The 21,759-nt window shown below is 41.6% G+C and carries 21 protein-coding genes and 1 pseudogene; 15 read left to right on the top strand and 7 right to left on the bottom strand.

Annotated elements, in window-relative coordinates:
• A partial coding sequence (locus tag V7K27_RS11965) for a tetratricopeptide repeat protein (protein WP_334947356.1) occupies nt 1-1,973 on the bottom strand: 1,973 nt, incomplete at its 3' end.
• Between the two features lie 4 nt (nt 1,974-1,977).
• Nucleotides 1,978-2,469 carry a hypothetical protein gene (locus tag V7K27_RS11960; RefSeq protein WP_334947354.1) on the bottom strand — a complete coding sequence of 164 codons (492 nt, stop codon included), beginning with the start codon at nt 2,467-2,469 and terminating at the stop codon, nt 1,978-1,980.
• Nucleotides 2,470-3,613: 1,144 nt separating this feature from the next.
• On the opposite strand from V7K27_RS11960, the gene V7K27_RS11955 reads away from it, so the two are divergent.
• Nucleotides 3,614-4,036: a hypothetical protein gene (locus V7K27_RS11955; RefSeq protein WP_334947352.1), complete on the top strand. Its 423-nt coding sequence runs from the start codon at nt 3,614-3,616 to the stop codon at nt 4,034-4,036.
• A 79-nt stretch (nt 4,037-4,115) separates the two neighbouring features.
• Here V7K27_RS11955 and V7K27_RS11950 read toward each other — a convergent pair whose 3' ends face one another.
• Nucleotides 4,116-5,345 (bottom strand): TetR family transcriptional regulator, encoded by a 1,230-nt coding sequence (locus V7K27_RS11950; RefSeq protein ID WP_334947350.1) that lies wholly within the window; start codon nt 5,343-5,345, stop codon nt 4,116-4,118.
• 252 nt (nt 5,346-5,597) lie between these two features.
• On the opposite strand from V7K27_RS11950, the gene V7K27_RS11945 reads away from it, so the two are divergent.
• A complete protein-coding gene (locus V7K27_RS11945; RefSeq protein WP_334947348.1) occupies nt 5,598-6,455 on the top strand; it encodes an acyl-CoA desaturase in 858 nt (285 codons plus the stop codon).
• A 17-nt stretch (nt 6,456-6,472) separates the two neighbouring features.
• Nucleotides 6,473-6,616: a hypothetical protein gene (locus tag V7K27_RS11940; RefSeq protein ID WP_334947346.1), complete on the top strand. Its 144-nt coding sequence runs from the start codon at nt 6,473-6,475 to the stop codon at nt 6,614-6,616.
• Between the two features lie 205 nt (nt 6,617-6,821).
• Here V7K27_RS11940 and V7K27_RS11935 read toward each other — a convergent pair whose 3' ends face one another.
• Together V7K27_RS11935 and V7K27_RS11930 are read right to left on the bottom strand one after the other, a co-directional pair.
• On the bottom strand, nt 6,822-7,217 hold the full coding sequence (locus V7K27_RS11935; protein ID WP_442947610.1) for a type II toxin-antitoxin system VapC family toxin: 396 nt from the start codon (nt 7,215-7,217) through the stop codon (nt 6,822-6,824).
• Between the two features lie 17 nt (nt 7,218-7,234).
• Nucleotides 7,235-7,465 carry a type II toxin-antitoxin system Phd/YefM family antitoxin gene (locus V7K27_RS11930; RefSeq protein ID WP_334947342.1) on the bottom strand — a complete coding sequence of 77 codons (231 nt, stop codon included), beginning with the start codon at nt 7,463-7,465 and terminating at the stop codon, nt 7,235-7,237.
• 138 nt (nt 7,466-7,603) lie between these two features.
• Here V7K27_RS11930 and V7K27_RS11925 point away from each other — a divergent pair.
• The 5 genes and pseudogenes from V7K27_RS11925 to V7K27_RS11905 form a co-directional block, all read left to right on the top strand.
• Nucleotides 7,604-7,696, top strand: a pseudogene (locus tag V7K27_RS11925) (DUF2887 domain-containing protein); the annotation flags it as partial.
• 62 nt (nt 7,697-7,758) lie between these two features.
• Nucleotides 7,759-8,814 (top strand): tRNA dihydrouridine synthase DusB, encoded by a 1,056-nt coding sequence (gene dusB, locus V7K27_RS11920; RefSeq protein ID WP_334738589.1) that lies wholly within the window; start codon nt 7,759-7,761, stop codon nt 8,812-8,814.
• A gap of 79 nt (nt 8,815-8,893) precedes the next feature.
• Nucleotides 8,894-9,448: a Uma2 family endonuclease gene (locus V7K27_RS11915; protein WP_334947340.1), complete on the top strand. Its 555-nt coding sequence runs from the start codon at nt 8,894-8,896 to the stop codon at nt 9,446-9,448.
• A 183-nt stretch (nt 9,449-9,631) separates the two neighbouring features.
• Nucleotides 9,632-10,930: an AAA family ATPase gene (locus tag V7K27_RS11910; RefSeq protein WP_334947338.1), complete on the top strand. Its 1,299-nt coding sequence runs from the start codon at nt 9,632-9,634 to the stop codon at nt 10,928-10,930.
• Nucleotides 10,924-11,649, top strand: a complete 726-nt coding sequence (locus V7K27_RS11905; protein ID WP_334947336.1) for a DUF4276 family protein — start codon at nt 10,924-10,926, stop codon at nt 11,647-11,649. The genes V7K27_RS11910 and V7K27_RS11905 overlap by 7 nt, the downstream gene beginning before the upstream one ends.
• 266 nt (nt 11,650-11,915) lie before the next feature.
• On the opposite strand, the gene ald is transcribed toward V7K27_RS11905, so the two are convergent.
• Nucleotides 11,916-13,007 carry an alanine dehydrogenase gene (gene ald, locus V7K27_RS11900; RefSeq protein WP_334947334.1) on the bottom strand — a complete coding sequence of 364 codons (1,092 nt, stop codon included), beginning with the start codon at nt 13,005-13,007 and terminating at the stop codon, nt 11,916-11,918.
• Nucleotides 13,008-13,398: 391 nt separating this feature from the next.
• Between ald and V7K27_RS11895 the strand changes: the two genes are divergently transcribed.
• From V7K27_RS11895 to V7K27_RS11865, 7 genes are all read left to right on the top strand, one after another.
• On the top strand, nt 13,399-13,569 hold the full coding sequence (locus V7K27_RS11895) for a chlorophyll a/b-binding protein (RefSeq protein WP_334947332.1): 171 nt from the start codon (nt 13,399-13,401) through the stop codon (nt 13,567-13,569).
• An 81-nt stretch (nt 13,570-13,650) separates the two neighbouring features.
• Nucleotides 13,651-13,902, top strand: a complete 252-nt coding sequence (locus tag V7K27_RS11890) for a hypothetical protein (RefSeq protein WP_334947330.1) — start codon at nt 13,651-13,653, stop codon at nt 13,900-13,902.
• Between the two features lie 188 nt (nt 13,903-14,090).
• The gene (locus V7K27_RS11885; RefSeq protein ID WP_334947362.1) at nt 14,091-14,384 is read left to right on the top strand and encodes a hypothetical protein; all 294 of its coding nucleotides are present in this window, start codon (nt 14,091-14,093) and stop codon (nt 14,382-14,384) included.
• 135 nt (nt 14,385-14,519) lie between these two features.
• Nucleotides 14,520-15,524, top strand: a complete 1,005-nt coding sequence (locus tag V7K27_RS11880; RefSeq protein ID WP_334947328.1) for a WD40 repeat domain-containing protein — start codon at nt 14,520-14,522, stop codon at nt 15,522-15,524.
• 1,164 nt (nt 15,525-16,688) lie between these two features.
• Nucleotides 16,689-17,741, top strand: coding sequence for a permease (locus V7K27_RS11875; RefSeq protein WP_334947360.1), 1,053 nt, complete (start codon nt 16,689-16,691; stop codon nt 17,739-17,741).
• Nucleotides 17,742-17,838: 97 nt separating this feature from the next.
• Nucleotides 17,839-18,612, top strand: a complete 774-nt coding sequence (locus V7K27_RS11870; RefSeq protein ID WP_334947326.1) for a TIGR03943 family putative permease subunit — start codon at nt 17,839-17,841, stop codon at nt 18,610-18,612.
• 67 nt (nt 18,613-18,679) lie between these two features.
• Nucleotides 18,680-20,179 (top strand): Ig-like domain-containing protein, encoded by a 1,500-nt coding sequence (locus V7K27_RS11865; RefSeq protein WP_334947324.1) that lies wholly within the window; start codon nt 18,680-18,682, stop codon nt 20,177-20,179.
• 181 nt (nt 20,180-20,360) lie between these two features.
• Here V7K27_RS11865 and V7K27_RS11860 read toward each other — a convergent pair whose 3' ends face one another.
• Nucleotides 20,361-21,353: an RNA ligase (ATP) gene (locus V7K27_RS11860; protein ID WP_334947322.1), complete on the bottom strand. Its 993-nt coding sequence runs from the start codon at nt 21,351-21,353 to the stop codon at nt 20,361-20,363.
• Between the last annotated feature and the right edge of the window lie 406 nt (nt 21,354-21,759).

The following is a 21,759-nucleotide window of genomic DNA, read 5'->3' as shown; positions in this document are numbered from 1 at the left end:
CGTCCTTGGGAATTGTAGAGAAAAGCCAGGTTGTTGTAACTGGTGGCGACATCGGGATGCTCTTCTCCCAGCAGCCGTTGCCTGAGTGATAATGCCTTTTTATACAGTGGTTCGGCTTCGCTGTACCGTCCTTGGGAATTGTAGAGAAAAGCCAGGTTGTTGTAACTGGTGGCGACATCGGGATGCTCTTCTCCCAGCAGCCGTTGCCTGAGTGATAATGCTTTTTTACACAGTGGTTCGGCTTCGCTGTACCGTCCTTGGGAATTGTAGAGTGCTGCCAGGTTGTTGTAACTGGAGGCGATTGAGGGATGCTCTTCTCCCAGCAGCCGTTGCCAGAGTGATAATGCTTTTTTATACAGTGGTTCCGCTTCGCTGTACCGTCCTTGGGATTTGTAGAGTAGAGCCAGGTTGTTGTAACTGGAGGCGACTGAGGGATGCTCTTCTCCCAGCAGCCGTTGCCAGAGTGATAATGCTTTTTTATACAGTGGTTCCGCTTCGCTGTACCGTCCTTGGGAATTGTAGAGAAAAGCCAGGTTGTTGTAACTGGAGGCTACTGAGGGATGCTCTTCTCCCAAGCGGGTTTGTACTACTAATACACATTGCTTACACCAGGGTTCTGCGATCGCATATAATCCCTGTCCAGAATAAAATCTATCTAATCCCACAAAAACCCAAATTAAATTTTCATCACTGACTGCATCAGTCAGATTTTGTGCTATCTCTGCTAAATGTGCGATCGCATCTTTGACACTTGTAATTAACTGTAGAGTTGGTGAAGAGGGAATACTCTGTGCCACTTCTACGAAAACTTTACAAAAGTTATCTTTTTGTTCCTTCGCATTAACTAAATTATTTTGCTTATTTCTCAGAAATTCTTGAATTAGTTGATGTAATTGATAAGTATCTCCACCCTGTAAAAGGTGCAAATTTTCTAATTCAACTCTGGCATCTTCTAATTCTTCAGAATCTTGCTCTGTTGCAGCACCTTCCACCAAAGACCAAGGAATTGGAGCCAAAGCAAATAAACTGAGTAAACATCCTAATTGTTGGGCATCATCACTTAATTCTGACCAACTCAACTCAAAAGCCGCCGCTACTCCATTTTTTACGTTTAAAGTCCAAGTGGGGTCATTTTCCTTCACGACTAACGAAGGATGTCCTAACCCTTTTTCCTCCAACCGTTTTAGCATATCAGCTAAAGTTATCTTGCGTTTCTTTACATACCTGCCAACTAATTGCAAAGCTAGGGGCAAATAGCCCAAACGCTGACAAAGTTCTTTAGCAAGTGCTAATTCTTGGTTTTGCTTTTCTTCTCCAATCAATTGAGCTAGTAATAAGAGTGCGTCTGTCTCTGATAAAACCTTCAAAAACAAAGAACTAGCTAAATCTAATTTGAGGCGTGTAGTAATTAGTACTTTGAACTGGGATAGTTGGGGTGGTAGATACGGTTTGACGTGACTGAAATTTTTAACATCATCAAAAACTATTAGCGTCTCCCCCTGTCGCCAATGTTGCCAACACCAACGTACTTGTTCTGGTAACTCCAAATCCTCTGGTGGGTGCAAGCCCAAGTCTGTTGTAGCAAATTGTAATATTTGTAGCCCAATATCTGACTCTCTGGCTCTTAACCAGCAGATACCGCCAGGGTAATTGTCCAACTGTAAATGTAGCAATGAATACTGGATTGCTAATTCGGTTTTACCAACTCCCCCCATACCTTCAACAGCAGCAATTACCACCGAATGATTGCTTTGTAGCTGTTGGTGGAGGCGTTCTAATTCTCTTTCTCGTCCGACAAATTTATCTGTGTTGCTAGCAGGAATATTTTGGGGGAAACCTGTTGGTTTAGGAAGCTCACCCAAATTGTTTACGATTTTGTAAATCTGGGTAATATCTCTGAGTGTAATATTGTCAGCCTGGACATCCTTAAAAATTTCTTGTCTGGGAACTTGAGAGTCTGAATGATTAGTCATGATTTCAGGCTTCTTGATTTAAGTTGCCTACATCAATGTTTGTAGCTTTCACCCCTTTGAGCATTTCCTGTGAAACTGAACCATCCCGCGCGGCTTTCTGGCTGATGTCTTTGGCTTTTAAATCACCAGTTAATTCAATCTCACTCAGAATTACCTGACGAACTTTTTCATCTTGTGCTTGTAGCTGCTCGACTAATTCTTTAAGTTTCTGAGCAAACGCTTCATCAGCATCAATTTGGGTTTGCAGTACACTTTGGAAAATAGCCTTATTCGGTTCTGTTGGTTGATTCTGTACTAGTGTCAGTATTCCATCTACACTATGTGCCTTAAACTTCTCCTGAATGGTGTTTACCAGTTGAGCAAATGTATCAGCCGCACTTTTACCTAAAGCTTTTCCACCTTCTTTAATTGCCTCTGAGAAAAATAAAGAGACAATTACTGCTGCCGTTAGAGGTTCTACCATCAGCTTGCACTTAGATTTAGTATTAATAGTCATATACACAAGCTTACTGTACAACTTTTCGGATTTTTAGGTATTTATAAAATTACGAGTCTTAAAGGGGTAAACACGCTAGTGCCGCATTACACCTTCGGTTAGGGTGTACACACAAGTAATGTCCACATAGGTTTCAACTCTTTTACCCACATTTTTATCAGAGTTAAACTGTCATACACACAGGCAATCCCGCCCAGAACTAAAGTTCAGGGCTAATAGCTGAAGTCCACTTAAGTGGACTAAATTGATTATTCAGTCCACTTAAGTGGACTTGGGCTATGAGACTCGGAATTCATTCCGAGGCGGGATAGAAACGTAGTGCAAGATTTATTAATGATATGGCTGCGACAAGACTTGTGTGTACACCGTAGCTTTTATAAGGGGAGGGTTAGGGTGGGGTAATTCGAGGACTGGTAGTGATTGGATAACTTATGTGGTACACCGTAGCCTTTCTAAGAGGTTGTTTGAAAAGTTTTTCGCTGTGACTTTAGGCACTTATTGATCCCCCCTAGCCCCCCTTAAAAAGGGGGGAACCGGAATCAAAGTCCCCCAATTTATCGGGGGATTTAGGGGGATCTAAAACTTTTGATACCGACAAGAGGACTTTTCAAACATCCTCTAAGGCGAGTCCTATAGTTGAATTATATTTATGATACTTTTGGGCGCGATCGCCTTCACCATAACTTAGGTTAGGCTAAGAAAACCCATCATCTAATACTCCGACACGATTTCAAAGCACCTCAACATGACTTGGAAGTACTTCAACACGATTTGAAAGTACTTCAACATGACTTGGAAGTACTCCAACACGATTTGAAAGTACCTCAACATGACTTGGAAGTACTCCAACACGATTTGAAAGTACCTCAACATGACTTGGAAGTACTCCAACACGATTTCAAAGTACCTTAACATGACTTGAAAGTACTTCAACACGATTTCAAAGTACCTCAACATGACTTTAAGGTATCTGCTACTGATCAAGTGTAACTTTTTTAATAAATCTTTCAGTACAATCCACTAAAAATAATTAAGTCGATCTTAATTTGCTTTAATTTTTCCGAGTTATTTCTCAGAGAAGTTTAGGGTTGCATTGGCTAGAGTATATGCAGTAATCCTATAACCTCCTTCAGGAGCGCATTTCATGGCACGACTAAAACGCAGTTCAACGACTCTCGAAAAGGCTATCCGTCGAATTGCAGGAATGCGATCCATTAGCTCTACGCTAGAATTTGGCAACGGATTAAGTTTGACAGACTACGACAACCGCATTCAAACCTTGCAAACCGAGCTATCTACCTACAACACTTCACTCTCTAATATAGATGAAATGGCAGGTCGCATCTCTCTAATTGAAGAAGAATTGCGCGGCTACTCTGAAAAGATGTTAATGAGTGTAGTAACCCATTATGGCAAAAACAGTTTGCAATATATCCAGGCGGGAGGCAAGCCACGCAAGAAATTATCACGCCGTTCGAGCAACACCCAATCCCCATCTGAGAGTACAGCTACAACCTTGAATGGTGCAAACAACAATGGTAAAGAAACCTCTGTTGTTTTACCTTAATCGTTTAACTGCATCATGCTGACCGATTCAGTTATCAGTCATCAGTTCACTGTTCACTGATAAATAATCTCCCCACTCCCTATCCTGGCTTATGATCCAAACGGGTGGCTTGTTCTAGGGCGGCTTTTTCTCTGGCTCGGCGGGCATAGGGTTGTAATTGGGTGCGATCGCAACCTGTTAAAATAGTCAAGTTTTCCAAGCTAATCCCCCGCATTAACATTTCTACGCGCCAGGTTTGTTGTGCCTGTACTATAGCTGGCCTTTGTCCTTGGGGAGTTAACAGTCCCTCACTCCATACTTGCCAACGTGTCTGAAGCTCTGATTCTGAGAGCGGTTTGCCTGTTTCATTCAAAAACATGGCTGTTTGAGCATCTTTACGGCTTTTCAGCCATTTAATTAGAGGATTATTATTGTAAGAGCCGTAGCGTTTGCTCAAAATCCACTGATTCACAGGTACTTGACGGACAAATCCTGGGATTGTGATTTGTAGAAAGTACCCTTGAGTATCGTATATTTGGTGCGATCGCTCCAAGCTAATTATTTCTGTGGCCGATAACCCAGCCCCAAATAACACATAAGCCAAGGCATAATCTCGGATTCCCAATTTCCTGGCTTGTTGCAGAATTTCGTGAACTAAACTAGCTGGTAAATCAGCTACTTCTGTGGTAATAAACCCTCCTTGTAAGCAGTTGGTTGCTGATTCCTCCGAGGATGACATGGCTCCATGTAAAAACAACTCCACCAAATTTTCCAGAAAATCATCCCGATCCTCCCAAAGTTCGTGAAATTCGCTGGTGAACTCAATTACGGCATATCCCAAGATCATTCCATTCAGCAAACTGGCTAATTTTTCTGCGGGTAAATAGGTATTTAAGTGTCCCTGCTGGATTACAGTAGCTAAATACTGAGCTACATAACGGTTTGCCTCTGTTACTCCCCTGCCTAGTGCGCGGCGATTTTCTGCCGGGAATTGGTCGGCTTCACCTACCACAGACCGGACAAACTCTGGCACTCGTTCTAATGCATGTAAGCTGTCACTTGCATAATCTTTAAGAGCTTGGTAGACATTGCCGGGAGGCGTTGCCCGCCTCACCAGCGACTCACCTAAATCCTTGAAAGCTGCGGACTCTTCCAGCACAGCCAAAAGCAGCCCATGCTTATTGCCAAAATTCCGAAATAGAGTCACTTCGTTGACTTCAGCTTTTTCAGCAATTTGGCGGGTTGTGGTGGCGCTGACTCCCTGAGCAGAAAACAACTCAAGTGCAGCTTGAATCAGGCGTTGACGAGTGGAAATGAGTTGAGACGGCATAGAAAAATGCAAGTGGCACTTGCAGGAAAATTAGAGTTCTGCTAGCATTAAAAATGTAAGTGATACTTGCTTTATTCTACCCTACGGGTGATGCCTCCGGCACGCCTAGGGCGAACGCCAGTCGCTAATGGGGGAAACCCCCAAGACCGCGCTGACTCACTGTAACGAACTGGTGTACAAAGTGGGTAAATCCCTGTGAGATTATGCCCAATAAAAAGTAAATCGCTCGATCATCCATCAACAGGAATTTTTATGACCGCAAATTTTGGGGCGATCGCCCGTGAGAGAGGCAACTCACCTCGACTCAGTTGGACAAATGTAGTATTTTTTGCTGCATTTCATGCCTTAGCACTTCTGGCTCCTTGGTTTTTTTCCTGGTCAGCATTAGGTTTATTAGTGTTTCTCCACTGGTTATTCGGGAGCATTGGTATTTGCCTGGGATATCATCGACTACTGAGCCATCGGAGTTTCCAAGTTCCCAAGTGGTTAGAGTATGCGATCGCCCTGATTGGAGCGCTGGCCTTGCAAGGCGGGCCAATTTTTTGGGTAGGTGGACACCGCCAGCATCACGCCCACACAGAAGATATTGACCTAGATCCCTACTCTGCCCAAAGAGGATTTTGGTGGAGTCATATACTGTGGATTTTCTACCCGCGTCCAGAATTTTTTGACTATGACACCTATAAAAAATATGCCCCTGACCTAGCAAGACAACCCTATTATTGCTGGCTGGATCGCTACTTCTTGCTGTTGCAAATACCTTTTGGGCTGCTGCTATATGCCTTAGGAGGATGGCCTTTTGTAATTTATGGAGTGTTTGTTAGGTGTGTCTTGCTTTGGCACTCAACCTGGTTTGTGAACTCCGCATCACACCTGTGGGGTTATCGCACCTTTGATGCCAACGATGGCGCTCGTAATCTTTGGTGGGTATCCATCGTCACCTATGGAGAAGGATGGCACAATAACCATCATACTTATCCTCACATGGCGAAATCTGGGTTGTCTTGGTGGGAAATTGATGTTACTTGGTGGAGCATCCTAGTTTTGCAGACTTTGGGTTTAGCCAAAAAGGTTGTCTCGCGTCCCCCTCAAGGTGCAACTCACGGCTAAATTGCAACTGAAACATCATGAATTTGCTAGGCCGACTGCTGATTTGCCGTCGGCTTACTAATTTTTATGAATTTCCGGGGATATTTTTTGAATTAATCGGCAATCGCTGGTCAGCGATATTTGACAAGCGAAATAACCCAGGAACCAACATGAAAACCTGAAACACTACCCTGTTGATACGGTGGTAGCCATCCAAGATGTTGACGACGGGGAATTTGCGATCGTTGATTACACCTTTTCAGAAAATGTGCTGACTGGGAAGTTGTAGGACAAGATTAAGAATTTGCTCGAAGGTTAGGGGGAGTTGATAGGTTTTTTGAGTCATAGTGAGTTCTGGAGTTAGGGAATAGAAACTTGTTAGCTTTTTTAATCAGGTTTGAGCCAGTTTTCTACTTTTAAATTAGGAATGCGGGAAAACTCACGAACATTGGCGGTAATAACTGTTAGATTTAATGTCAAAGCATGGGCAGCAATTAATAAGTCATTACCTCCAATCGGTTTACCTTGCTGTTCTAAATCCGTGCGGATTTCTGCGTAATATTGCTCTACGGGATGAGTTAGGGGTAGTATTTCAATACTATCCAAGATTATTTCAAGTTTTTCTATGAGCTTTTGAGAGTTCTTTTTTTTAGCTCCAAATCTTGATTCACAAGCTACGATAATACTTATACAAATTTTGTCTTCTCCGACATCTTGAATTTTTGAGAATATAACTCCTCTGGGGTTTTTAATTAATTCGGAAATGATGTTTGTATCTAGCAAGTACAAATAACTCATCTTTAAAACTTAATATCATCTAAGGGTAATAATTCTTCGTCCACATCGGCAAAGTCTTCGTCCAGTGGTTCAAGGGTAGAAAGGGTTTCCAGGAGAGATTTTTTCTTAATGGGGGAAATGATGGCGAAGGGGATACCATTTTGGATGATGGTGAGAGGTTCGCCTGTTTTTTGAGCTTGGTTAATTAGGTTTTGGACGGTTTCGGGGAGGTCGGAAAGGGTGATTTGTGTCATGGTGGCTTCTGGGGTTAGGGGATGGGGAGTTGGCGTACATCTATTTTACCTGTGACGGCGTTGGTGATTAGGGCGGTACGATATTCTTTTAATAGTTCAATGGCTTGTTTAACTTTTTCAACGGCTGTAAAAAATTCACTATCATTGATAGAGACAATATTAGTTTACAAGTTTCCGACAATGAGTCGAGAGGAGATTGAAGGTATGTTTGGGTTAAGTGATTTGAAACAAATATCAAAGATACCCCTAAATATTCCTGCTATTTTCCATCCCCACAATTTTTAATTTTTTCTATGATTTCGCTCTCTCCCATTCTCCAAGCTAGACTCTCCCAACCCTTAAAAATTGGCTCATTCGAGGTCAAAAGTCGGGTTCTCCAGTCGCCTCTATCTGGGGTGACAGATTTGGTGTTTCGCCGTCTCGTGCGTCGCTATGCCCCAGATTCGATGATGTATACCGAAATGGTAAATGCTACGGGGTTGCATTATGTCAAGCAGTTACCCAAAATCATGGAGGTAGACCCCAATGAACGCCCAATTAGCGTTCAACTATTTGATTGTCGTCCAGATTTCCTGGCAGAAGCGGCAATAAAGGCAGTTGCAGAAGGGGCTGATACTGTTGATATTAATATGGGTTGTCCGGTTAATAAAATCACTAAAAATGGTGGCGGTTCTTCGTTGTTGCGACAACCAGAAGTAGCAGAGGCAATTGTGCGGGAAGTGGTAAAAGCTGTTGATGTCCCTGTGACAGTAAAAACCCGTATTGGCTGGAATGACAACGAAATTACCATTCTTGATTTTGCCAAGCGGATGGAAGATGCAGGGGCAAAAATGATCACAGTACACGGACGCACCCGCGCCCAAGGATACAACGGCAATGCCCGTTGGGAATGGATTACCCGTGTAAAAGAAGTGCTTTCTATTCCAGTGATTGGAAATGGAGATATTTTTTCTGTTGAAGCGGCGGTGAAATGTTTAGAACAAACTGGCGCTGATGGTGTGATGTGTTCCCGTGGAACTTTGGGTTATCCGTTTTTGGTGGGAGAAATTGATCACTTCCTGAAAACTGGGGAAATATTACCACCACCAACCCCAATTGGGCGTTTGGAATGTGCAAGAGATCATTTACAAGCCTTGTGGGAATATAAAGGCGATCGCGGTGTACGTCAAGCCCGCAAGCACATGACTTGGTATGCTAAAGGTTTCGTTGGTGCTGCCGAACTCCGAGGACAGTTAAGTGTAGTTGAAAAGGTAGATCAGGGTTTGGCAATGATTGACCAAGCAATTGAAAAACTGGCTAATGGTTATGAACTAGAGGAAGAAGCACAAGGTAGTTTAGTAATGCTTTAAAAAATTGATTTTACCACTCTCTTCAATGCAAGAATTTTGAATTATTAATATGTTCAACTAGCCAAAGTGGAGGCTCACAATGTTAGTTTCAAAACACAACGATGTTGTATCCGTCCCCGAAATCCTCTCATTAGAAGACTTCATGGCAAATCCTCCAGAGGGTATGGAGTGGGTAGACGAGCAACTAATAGAAAAAACAGGGATGACATTAAAACATAGCGAAATTCAAGGCAATATCTACTTTTACTGGAGAAGTTACATCAACTCCAATCAACAAGGTGGGAAAGTTTACACTGAAGTACCTTGTCGCACATATAAACAGGGTCGTCGTCCTGATGTGGCTTATCTGACACCAGATTTAGTAGCTCAATTTGGCAATGTTCCCACTTTGCCACAGAGTTTTCCGTTGATTGCTGAAATAGTTTCACCCACTGATTTAGCTGAGGAGGTATTTTTAAAAGCGCAGGAGTATTTGCAGTCTGGTTGCGAGGAAATTTGGCTAGTATTTCCTGAAAGTCGGTTAGTTTTTGTAATGACTGATAATCAGGTTTGCGGGTTTAAAGCTGGTGATGTGGTTAGCTCTCAAAAAGTATTACAGGGTTTTAGTGTAGCTGTAGACGAATTGTTGGGTTGACTCATGCGATCGCTAAAGTTAATCATAATATAAAAACTCGATCACCTCAGCGACAAATTCTATCGCAATCCTATCTGAGTTATGAAAAATCTGAGTGATGACGAACCGCCAAGTATGTCAAGTACGCCAATAAAAAAATAGTATTATCTAGTTGCCAACTTACTACAGATTTTTTTTTATCCCATGAATCAACCCCATCTTCGCTTTCTTATTACTAAAAATTATAAAAATCTATCTCTAGACCAGGTAGTTAGACTAAAAAATCTCAATATTTTTATAGGTTCAAATGGTTCAGGTAAAAGCAATTTTATCAGCTGCTTGAAATTTTTAAAAGATAGCCTAACTAAAATTCCTGATGAAAGTCGAAGTGTCAGTAGTTTTGAAGATGCAGTTGCTCAAATCGGTAGCAATAGAATTTTAGATGTCAGTGTGGAAAGTCCTGCTAGAGTAAGACTTGCATACTGTTTTTCTTTTTCTCCACTTCCAAGAGATAGCAGCATACTTGATTTAAACATTTTTGTTAATAGAGATAATGCCAGAGGTATTAGTATCGCAGAAGAATATTTATATAGTGGGGAAAATTTATATGACTCAACTGCATTTACCCCTTTTTATTATTATAAGTTTCATGCCAGAGAAGTTGGCAAGGGTGCTGTATCAGTTTATGATGAACCAGGCCAGGTTTCCAAAACTCATTTTGAAGGTTTAGATAATATACCAACCAATTTTTTGGGTCTTACTGCTATTCCCCGGTTGCTTGAAGATAGCCAATCTCCTCCAGAAAATACACCTGTTTATAAAATTAGAAGAGATTTAATTGAATTAGTCTCAAAATGGCAATTTTATAATGCCAACAATATGGATTTAAATCTTATTAGAATGGCAGAACCTAAAATAGGAGGAAGTGATATTTATTTATCTTCATCAGGAGATAATTTGCCTCTGGTTTTGGATAATTTAACTCTGGATAATATACACTTTGATGAAAGTATTAACCAAGCGATGAAGGCTATCTTACCAAATAGTCATCGTCTTAGACCTATCCGTTCTGGCCGTTTGTCTCTGACAGTAGAGTGGTATTTTCGTGACGTAAAAGAAGCTTTTTATCTCAATGAAATGTCAGATGGAACTGTGCGGATGCTTTGTTGGGCTACTATATTGCATTCACCAGTTCTTCCTTCATTACTAGTAATTGATGAACCCGAACTAGGATTGCACGTATCATGGATGCCAATTTTAGCAGAGTGGATTAAAAAAGCTGCTATAAAAACCCAAGTGATTATTACCACACACAGCCCTGATCTTCTAGACTATTTCACAGATTGTTTAGAAAATGTTTTTTGTTTTTATTCAGAAGATAAAACGCATTTCTCCATAAAAACACTCTCCAAAGAAATGCTTAATGACAAGCTAGAAGAAGGATGGCAATTAGGTGATTTATACCGTGTTGGCGACCCCAGTATTGGAGGATGGCCGTGGTAGTATGGGTTTTTTCTGGGGGTGGGGAAGCTGAAGTTAGAGGATTAATCCCTTTTTTAGAACAAAATTTTTCTAATTGTAAATTTGAACGAAAAACACCAGTCCGTAAAAAACCTGGGCCTAAGCCTGGTAAGGGAAATAGTTATGGCAGAACAGGTCAAAGTTTAATTGAGCAAATCAGTAAGGAACTACCTATTGTCTTAAGATGTGAACCAAATAAATGTAATCTAATTTTAGTGTTTGACGATTTAGATTGCCGCACACTAGAGGTTCAAGAAAAGAAAATCTTAGATGGGATATTAAGTATACCAGAATGTGCTGATATTCAAATATTTGTTGGGTTTGCTGCTCCTGAACTGGAAGCTTGGATTATTGCAGATTGGAGTAACTCAATAGCTAGACATCCAGATTTTAAAGGTAGACACGAGCGGATGCGTTACTGGCTTAGTCAGGAAAAAAATATTCCTTTTAATGAACCAGAATCATTTAGTGAATATGATGAAGACAGAGATTGTTGTCGAGAAAAGCTATCAAAGACACTAGTTGATTCGAGTGTTTTAGCTGAATTTGATAGCCGTTCGACACGCTATTCTAAAGGATTGCATACCCCGGCACTATTACAAGATATTCGCCCAGAGGAAGTCCAACGAAAATGCCCTTTATTTCGCAAAATGTATAACTATCTTAATAATTTTTGTCGTTCTCCATCAAACTATGTTTAAAACCTGTTGATGCATTATGCACTCAGTCATAACACAGGGAATGGTAAAAGTATGAGATGCAAATCGCTGAAAACCAGTCGCCATAAGGTGGGCGGATGGGTTAAAAGTACTATTGCCCTTAAAGTCTTATATAGATGGAGATGCAGCCATTTTTTGCCCCTTCTCATTTTGTACACCTACCCATCCGCGCCTTTGGCAAGAAAATTAGTCTGATTGCCGATCGCTATCTCGATTAAAATTAAGCGATCGCCTCATACTTGCACACCTTAATTTACCAAATCAGGGAATACCTCTTGCACAGCAGGATGCACTAAGCGATGATTCTGCACATTCACACCCTTAGCTAATGCTGGGTTAACTTCCAGTGCCAAAATTCCCAAATTCGCCAACTGCACAACATAAGGTAATGTACTATTATTGAGTGCCTGAGTTGCTGTCCAAGGTACTGCTCCTGGCATATTGGGAACGCCATAATGCACCACACCCTCTTCAACGTATACCGGATTTGTGTGGGATGTAGGGTGTAAGGTTTCTATGCAACCACCTTGGTCAACAGCAACATCAACGATTACAGAACCAGGATGCATTTGTTTAACCAATTCGCGTGATACTAATATTGGTGCCCTACGTCCCAGTACTAAAACTGCACCAATGAGCAAATCTGCTTCAATGACTGCATTTTCAATATGGGCAGAGTTGCTGTAAAGCAATTCGACTCTAGAGCCAAAGAGGGTTTCTAAGTAAGATAAGCGATCGACACTCACATCTAAAATCTGGACGATCGCACCCATGCCCACAGCAATTTTAGCTGCTTCTGTGCCGACAACGCCACCACCTAAAATTACTACTTTACCTGGTTTGACTCCAGGGACACCGCCCAAAAGCACACCTCTACCACCTTGCTGACGTTCTAGGAATCTCGCCCCAAATTGTACTGCTAGCCGACCGGCAATCACGCTCATGGGGGTGAGCAAGGGTAGTTTGTTAGCACCAGGTTGTTCTACGGTTTCGTAGGCGATCGCACAAGTGCCACAATCAATTAAATGCTCTGTCAATTTGCGATCGGCTGCTAAATGTAAATAAGTAAATAATATCTGCCCTTTCTGCAAAAATTTATACTCAGATGTCAGAGGCTCTTTGACTTTAACAACCAATTCCCGATTCCAAGCCGTTTCTGATGTCGGGACAATCTCGCCTCCAGCGCTTCTGTAATCGTCATCTGAGAATCCAGCACCATTACCTGCTTGCGTCTCGACGAAGATGCTATGACCATTTTCTCGCAGCACCCGTACACTAGAAGGACTTAAACCGACCCGAAATTCTTGATCCTTATTTTCCTTGGGAACGCCGATTTCCATATACCGCCTCTGATAATTTTTTTGTTTAACTGTAGCCTGCCAATCTCAAGCTTGCTATTTCTCTATAGGGGATAGCTGTATTAGAGATAGCTAATCTCTGTCCTAAGTTTCTCAATTTAATCTGAGTACCCCCAAACTCTTACCCTTGACTATTGCCCCAGTATTTATACAATATATAAAGAATAGTAACAATTTATTAAAAGAGCGATCGTATAGCTCCCTATTAGGAAGCTTTTGCTGAATTTCTCAAGTCATCTTGCCATTCAAGCACTGCAATCCGCTCATAAGTTACCAAGTGTAGAGTAAAGGTTAAGGGGAAAACCACACTTCCCCGACAACTGCTGCGAAGTTTCATATCAAGTCCCGTTTGCCGAAAAAAGGTTTCTTAAAAATGACACAAACACAACCAACGATTACACCTAAACTACAAGAGCCTAAGTTTGGCTTTAACGAATATTCTGAACGCTTGAATGGTCGAGCAGCAATGATTGGCTTCGCCTTGATGCTGGTGATTGAATATACAAGTAATCAAGGGGTGCTATCATGGCTGGGTCTGAAGTAGTGCCAGCAACAAGCACAACATGAAAAACTGCACCCACTCAAGGGAATTGAGTTTTTGGGAATGGGGAATGGGGCATAGGGCATGGGGAAGAATTACCAATGTCCTGTTTACCCAATGCCCCAACGGTTGGAGCTTCCCGCCGCTTTCGGTGAAAGTTGTAAACTAGTAGTTAAAAGAGTTTCAACCAGATGGAACAACCAGTTGGTTTTGACTTTAACAATTGATAGCGAATTTATGCAGGAGTTACGCCAAAATAGTAATAGTAGATTTAAACTATTCAACCAATACGCTTGTTTGAGCGGACTTATAACTGTGCTAGTTGTGGACACTTAATTGATAGAGATTTAAACCTAGCAATTAATTTTATCGCGTTTGGCTAAAGCGTGAAAGCTTACTGAGGGTTAACTGCTTCCATGCCCCCGATGAAGTAAGAAATAAATATCTAGACTTGTCTAGTTTTTATATAGCAGGTATTCTTGGTAAATATACACACAAGGTGAACTGGAACCAACCAAGCTGTGATGAATGCTGTATTACCTCGTTTTTTGAAGTCAACCTACCGAAAAGAGCCATTAATCACTGTATTGATGACGATGGGCGTTATGGATGCCCTGATTGGTGGATTCAATGATAGCTGGTCGTTGTTGGCTTTTGGTTTGGGAACAACAGGGATAGCGTTAGCCTTTAAGTTGTGGCGTTTCCAGCAGCGTCGTCCTGTACCAGAGGAGCCTGTAGTGCAATATTATTTGCCCTCTCGTTCTTCTAGTCCGCCTTTACCAATGTTAAGCGTTTCTAAGAAAAAACCACCTCTTTAGGAAGTGCAGAGTTATTAAGTAATAACTCTGCACAATTCATTGGGGTAACTGTATCTATAAAAGTGAGGAAAAAGAGTGAGTAGTGAGGGAAGATGTGGGAGTAATTTTCTGCGGCGGTATATTATCCTGACATTTATGACAGCTGTTGCCCTTCCAGTGACTACCTGGCAAGGGTTTTACATTCATAAAGCTCATGCTGCCGAAGTAACGCAAAACTCCCAAACTACCAATAGCTTTGCTAATGCCCAACTACTTTACACACTCAAAGGACATAACGGAACCGTTAAATCCCTTGCTTTCAGTCCAGATAGCAAAATTCTTGTGAGTGGAGGTGCAGAAAACGAGGGTGTAATTCGCCTGTGGAATCCAGCAAACGGCAAAAAGTTGGCGAATATTACCAAAGCACACAAAGCAGCCGTAGAATCTTTAGTGATTTCCCCAGATGGGCAAACCCTCGCTAGCTGTAGTGATGACAATACGATTAACCTCTGGAACCTGAAAAATTTAAAATTTAGCCGCTCTTTTGTCGGACATACCAGTAACGTATTATCTTTGGCGGTGTCTGGTGATAGTAAAGTTCTGATTAGTGGAGGTTTGGATGGGATTCGTCTGTGGGATTTACTACAGCAACGCCCTCTAGGGACTCTAGTAAGTTTTGATAATTTGATTTATACCCTGGCCATTAGTCCAGATGGACAGACCTTGGCTAGTGGTGATGATAAGGGTGTAATCAAGCTGTGGAATTTGAGTACTGGTAAATTAATCAGTGAATTTGTCGCTCATTCTGATGCTATTAGCGGTGTCATCTTTACGCCAGATGGAGAAACATTAGTAAGTGCTAGCCGCGATCGCACCATAAAACTATGGAATATTAATACTGGAGAATTAGTCCGCACCCTCATAGGACATAATAACTGGGTGAATGCGATCGCCATTAACCCCGATGGACAAACCCTTGCTAGTGCCGGTAGAGATGGAATTAAATTGTGGAATTTAACTACAGGTGAGTTAATAAATACACTGAGTGGACATACAGACTGGGTAAGCGCGATCGCTTTTAGTCCAAATGGTAAAATTCTTGCCAGTGGTGGATTTGATCAACAAATCAAGATTTGGGGGATTCCACTAAAACGTAATTAAACAAGTCGGAAGTCGGAAGTCGTAATTCGTAATTAAGTTTTGTGACTCTTATTTAGACCCCGACCCAAAACTTACCGGTTATTGAACCGGGGACTTAGACCCACGGTACTCGGTTAAAGAAGTCGGAAGTAAAGTTTTGTAATGGGGATTTAGTCAAAGTGTCGCGCACACAGGCAATCCCGCCCAGAACTGAAGTTCGGGGCTAATAGCTCAAGTCCACTGAAGTGGACTGAAATTTTCGTTTTTACAGAGTATAGCTATCTATAGGACTAGTATTTGATTTTTGAAATGCACTACAAGACTACCGAGATTTTTTCAGAAATCAAATATGATTCCTAATATATCGCTTAAAATTTTGTATTTAGTAGACGTAGGTTGGGTGGAGCGGAGCGCAACCCAACTGATTATCAGGATGTTGGGTTACGCAAAGCCTCCACCCAACCTACAATTTTTTTACAACATTTTAGCCTAGAGGGTCCGCTACAAGACTACCGAGATTTTTTCAGAAATCAAATATGATTCCTAATATATCGCTTAAAATTTTGTATTTAGTCCTCTTGAGACTTCGCTTGTGTAGTAGCGTGCCGGAGGCTCTATTCTATTCGCCTAATACTTTTCAAACATCCTCTTAGGACAAGGTATTGCAGCATTTACCGGGTTTGCTAAAATTTAGTCTTGCCTTTTGAGAGTTTTTGTAGTACAAAATCAACCAAAGCTCAGATCAAATTTTGCCAGAACTAGCCAAAATCAATGATGGTAGCAACCAAGAGCGATGTCTACGACGGGCTACGCCTACGCCAAATGTTGAATAACTGTGAATACTTGATGAATATGCAGCCGAGCTAATATCTGATTCAGCAAATTACTGTAAGTATAGACATAGGTAATTTCAAATCATCTATGCAGTTACTTGCCCTCTAGATCGGAACAATTTCTGAACTTAGACAATCTTAGAAATGGTCATCGTCGGTAAATGCACTCAGGTAAAAATCACTATTTCGGCTGAATCAAAGGTTTGCAGCGATTAAGCGCTACTTGCAAGGTAGGATAACTTGCTACTTAAATAATGTTTAACTTTCCCGAACTGCTTTTGATCCCCATTTCGATAGAATGAATGACTAGGCAGAACCCTAAAACTCAAAACCGCTTTTGACTGCGACGCCCATGAATCAATTGAACAATGGTTTTACGCTATTTCTAAGTCTGCTAGTCGAGGCGATGCCTTTTTTGCTTCTTGGGGTTTTATTCTCCAGTTTGCTGCTGTTTTTTGTTGATGAGCGCAAATTAGTAGAAAAAATGCCCAAAAATCCACTGCTGGGTGCTTTAGTTGGCAGTCTGATCGGCTTTTTATTTCCGGTGTGTGAGTGCGGGAATGTACCGGTAGCGCGGCGGTTCCTGATTCAAGGAGTACCCACACCAGTCGCAATTGGTTTTTTGCTAGCAGCACCAACTATTAACCCAATTGTAATTTGGTCAACTTGGACAGCATTTCGAGATCAGCCGGAAATAGTGGTCTTACGAGTCGTATTTTCCCTAGTAATTGCCACAATTATCGGGTATGTTTTCAGTTTTCAAAAGGACTTAAATCCTATACTCCAACCTGCGATCGCTCGTTATATGAAGTTTAATCCACCCGCGCAGCCTGAAACCAAACGCCGTGGTAAACGTTACGAAGTACAACAGGAAGCAACGGTACCGAATATCTTGCAATCCGGGACTTATATCTTAGGGGGAAAAGCGGGTATACCTCTGCGGATAGATGCTAATTTTGTACCGCCTACTTCAAACTCTACTTCTAATAAACCGCTTGCAGATAAACTGCGCCTAGTTGTGGATAATAGCATCCAAGAATTCCGAGAACTGGGCGGAATCATGGTTATAGGAAGTGCGATCGCTGCTGCTATTCAAATCCTAGCTCCCCGTGAATTAATTCTCAGTTTGGGTGCTGGGCCGATTACTTCAATTGTGGTCATGCTGATATTAGCAGTAGTGGTGTCAATTTGTTCTACAGTTGATTCTTTCTTTGCCCTATCTTTTGCCTCAACCTTTAGCAGTGGTTCATTGTTGGCATTCCTGGTGTTTGGGCCAATGATTGACATCAAAGGTATTGGTTTGCTGTTATCCATTTTTAAACCGAAAACAGTTTTTTACTTATTTGCTTTAGCAGCACAATTAACATTTGTATTCACCCTTTTCCTGAACTTGCACGTCCTTTAAAAATTATTTGTCATTTGTCATTTGTCCTTTGTCCTTTGTTAACGACTAATGACCAATGACCAATGACTAATGACCAATGACTAATGACTAATGACCAATGACTAATAAAAATCCCAAATCTAAAATCCCAAATCTGTTACTCCCTTGGCTGGATGCTATAGCAATTACAGCTTGGGGCGTTTTGATGTTGAGATATTGGCTAACTAACAAGCTGAACCTGTTAATTCACCCAAATTACATTTGGTTTGTGGTCGTGACTGGTATCAGCTTGATCATTATTGGTTTCTTCAAGATGCAGGAACTTTGGCAGAAGCGTAGCCGTGATGTGACGCCAAACTCCCCGCATATTAGTTTATTTCCCCCTGGTTGGGGCAGTGCTTTGTTGTTGACTACAGCGATTCTGGGTTTTATCATTACACCGCAAGTTTTTGCTAGTGACAAAGCACTCCAAAGGGGTGTGACGGCTGATTTATTGGGAAGCACACGCGTCAAACCCCAAGCTTTTCGGGCTACTGTTCGTCCAGAGGAGCGATCGCTTGTAGACTGGGTACGTACTGTGAATGTCTATCCAGAACCAGATACATATACAGGTCAAAAAGTCAAGGTGCAGGGATTTGTCATCCACCCGTCCGATATAGGCAAAGAATATTTGTTCTTAGCGCGATTTGTCTTAACTTGCTGTGCAGCAGATGCTTACCCTGTGGGATTACCCGTGAAACTACAAGATAATCAAGAGCGTTACTCTGCTGATACCTGGCTGGAAGTTGAAGGACAAATGGTTACAGAAAATTTGTCAGGTAAACGCCAACTTACCATTGCCGCTACCTCTCTTAAAAAGATTCCTCAACCGCAGAATCCTTATAGTTATTAGTCATTTGTCATTTGTCCTTTGTCATTTGTCATTTGTCTAATGCCCAATGCCCTATGCCCCATAACAAATGATTAAATCTAAAGCATTTATCCAACCACTGGATCGCATAGCGATCGCACTAATGCTACTGCTGAGTGTGCTGATTGGGTTGATGATATTGCAAGGTGATGTGGTAACAGCTCGTGTCCGGGAATTTACCTGGCAAAATCAACAAATTGGGGCAGAAGATAACTCCTTCACCCTGACCTTCAGCCGCCCAATGGAAATAAAAAGCGTCGAGGATAACTTAAAAATCGAGCCACCCCTAGCAGGTAAATACAGTTGGGCAGGGCGGCGGATGGTTTATACACTGGTGACACCAGCACCCTATGGCACGAATTATAAAGTGCAGTTACAGGGAGCCAAAGATAAGTTTGCGGAACAAGAAGGCAAAAATCGGGTGATACAACCCTTTGTAGGTAGCTTCCGCACACGCGATCGCGTCATCCTTTACATCGGAACCGATCAACAAGAACAGGGACGGTTAGTTCTTTACAACTTGACCCAAGAGCAAAAAAGGTTACTTACCCCTAAAGACCTGATAGTAATCGACTTTGAATCGTTTCCTGATGGGGAGAAAATTTTATTTTCTGCCCGCGCCGCAAACAACCAAGACTTACTTTCAGCCCAACTGTACACAGTCACAACAGGCGTTTCTAGTAAATCTGGACAAGAAGCAGAACCAGCAGGCAAAGTTGACCTAACTTTAGATAGTAAAGATTATCAAAACCTGAAATTTGACTTATCACCCGATGGACAAACTATTGTCATCCAGCGCGGAAACAAAACTAATCCTGGCGACTTTGGACTATGGTTTATGCCAGCAACCAGTGACGCTTCAGGAGAAAAACCCGCCCCGAAACGCCTAAAAAGCCAACCGGGGGGAGACTTTATGATCACACCAGATAGTAAAGCCGTAGCAGTTGCTCAAGGACAGGGAGCGGCAATTTTACCACTGCAAGGTGATGCCAGTAAACCCCTAGATTTTCTGCCGCAGTTTGGTTTGGTACAGGCTTTCTCCAAAGATGGCTCTCAAGCAGCGATGGTAAAGTTTAATACAGATTACACGCGAGATTTATTTTTGGTGACAAACCAAGGTGTGCAGAAACAGCTATTAAAAACTACAGGCTCAATTCTCAGCTGCCAATTTGACATCGCCTCACCCACCCTCTATTGCTTGCTGACACAGCTAGTATCCAAGGAACAATATATAGAACAGCCTTATGTGGTGGCAATTGATCTGAAAACTGGGCAACAGAAACCACTGCTAGTATTGCCTCCCGCTCAACGGAATGTGCAAATGAGTTTATCTGCCGACGGTTTGGGCTTGTTATTTGACCAAGTAGTACCGCAGACAAACACAACAGCATCATTACCCGCAAACACTTTGAAAACTGATGATGGAGATACGATCGCTACTAGTAGCCTATGGTTAATGCCTCTGTTGCCCATCGCCGATGCTACGACTGTAGAAATTAGACCAGAAAAACTCCCCTTAGCCGGATTTCATCCCCGGTGGCTACCTTGAGAGAATAATTCGTAAGGAGCATCTGAGTTTTGCAAATATACCAGATGAGAAACAAGATTCTTGCTCCCTCTCCTTACTAAGGAGAGGGTTGGGGTGAGGTTTTACAAGGCTTTTTACACTCATTGAGATGCTCCCATTCGGAAGGTGAGTTAAGGTGTCGCCACCAAAACTCGAATTGAACCTAATGGAGTTCAGTTCCATCCTTACGGAGCAGATAGCGATCGCTAATCAACTTCAAGACTACTCTACCTATTTCTGGATGCGTTTTCTCAATGACTGGTTGCACAACAACGCCTTCCATGATGCAATTCGGACTGACTACACTATTGGCATTATTGAACTGAGACACCGCTTCCCAAGTGTAAGCACCGCTATAAAGCACAGGTACTCTCGGTAAAGCAAATTCCTCGCAAAAAGCCACAAAATCGCTGTAATTGAGAAAATGACTACCGCGACGCACAGCAAATATAGCAATTCCAATATTGCCATTATTCAAGCCATATTTGATATCTTGTACGCCGTAGATTTCCCCAAAAATCTGAGTTCCTGGCGGAAGTTTTTGGAAAGCCTCGTTTTCGTTGTAAGCACGAATATAAACTAATGTTTTGTTTACTTCGCTGTTTTTCCAGAAGTAATTATGGCTGCCAATTTTAGTTGTGCCATCGGCATCAACTAAGACAGTGAAATTAGTTCCGTGCAACTTCTCTGTTACAACAACTTCTTCACCTTCAATTAGGATATTTTTGTAACGTTTCAGGTTTTCTGGACTGGGGAATTTGTAATGTCCAATAAAACCTTCTACTTCCCCGCTCATCCCTTGAGGAATTGGATATTCGTACTTTGTTACACCAAAATACTCCGTGTAGTCGTCTCCGACATTTCCCATAAAGTTATTACCAACGGGAATAAGCAAACCCTCAGAAAAAATTCCGCGAAGTTTGGCAGCACGCAGTTTTTTCGAGTAGTAATTACGAATACCAAACTTATCTAAAAAGTTTTCTGGAATAACACTATCAATAGGAAAGTAAAAAGCTAAATCTCCAGGGTGAAAGTTACCTTTGACTATAATTACTTGATACCCCATACCTTCAATAGAGGCAATATCTAGCCTATCAGCATTGGGATGAGGATTAATGCTGTTGATTTTGACAACTTCAACTTTAAAAATACTCATAGCTCACCTCTTTTGAAAAAAATAGATTTTAGAAAAATTCTAAATTTAATAAACAGTATGGGCGCACAGCTAGCTGTGCATAGGTGTCAGCTATACTACAATTACACTACAAAAGTGTCAATTTGAGAAAATATTTGCGATCGCTCAAGATTACAGAATTATCATCAAATACTAAATATTTGTACTGATATCAATTCTAAGTAATAAATGAGTCAGTATAAAAATGTATTGAAGGAGAGATTTTAAATTTATATCTTAAGAAAGATGCGATTATAGATAATAAAGTATATTGTCGTGCAGTTTTTTCATGTAAAAAATTTCATCAGCCAATACAATTTAGTTTTTAAGTATGGGGTTTCTCCTCTCTCCCCCTCATCCCCCTCATCCCCCTCATCCCCCTCATCCT

Origin of the sequence: Nostoc sp. (assembly GCF_036919575.1) — a bacterium.
Classification (GTDB): domain Bacteria; phylum Cyanobacteriota; class Cyanobacteriia; order Cyanobacteriales; family Nostocaceae; genus Nostoc.
Note: the sequence above shows the minus strand (reverse complement) of the source record. Positions and strands in the feature narration are given on the sequence as shown.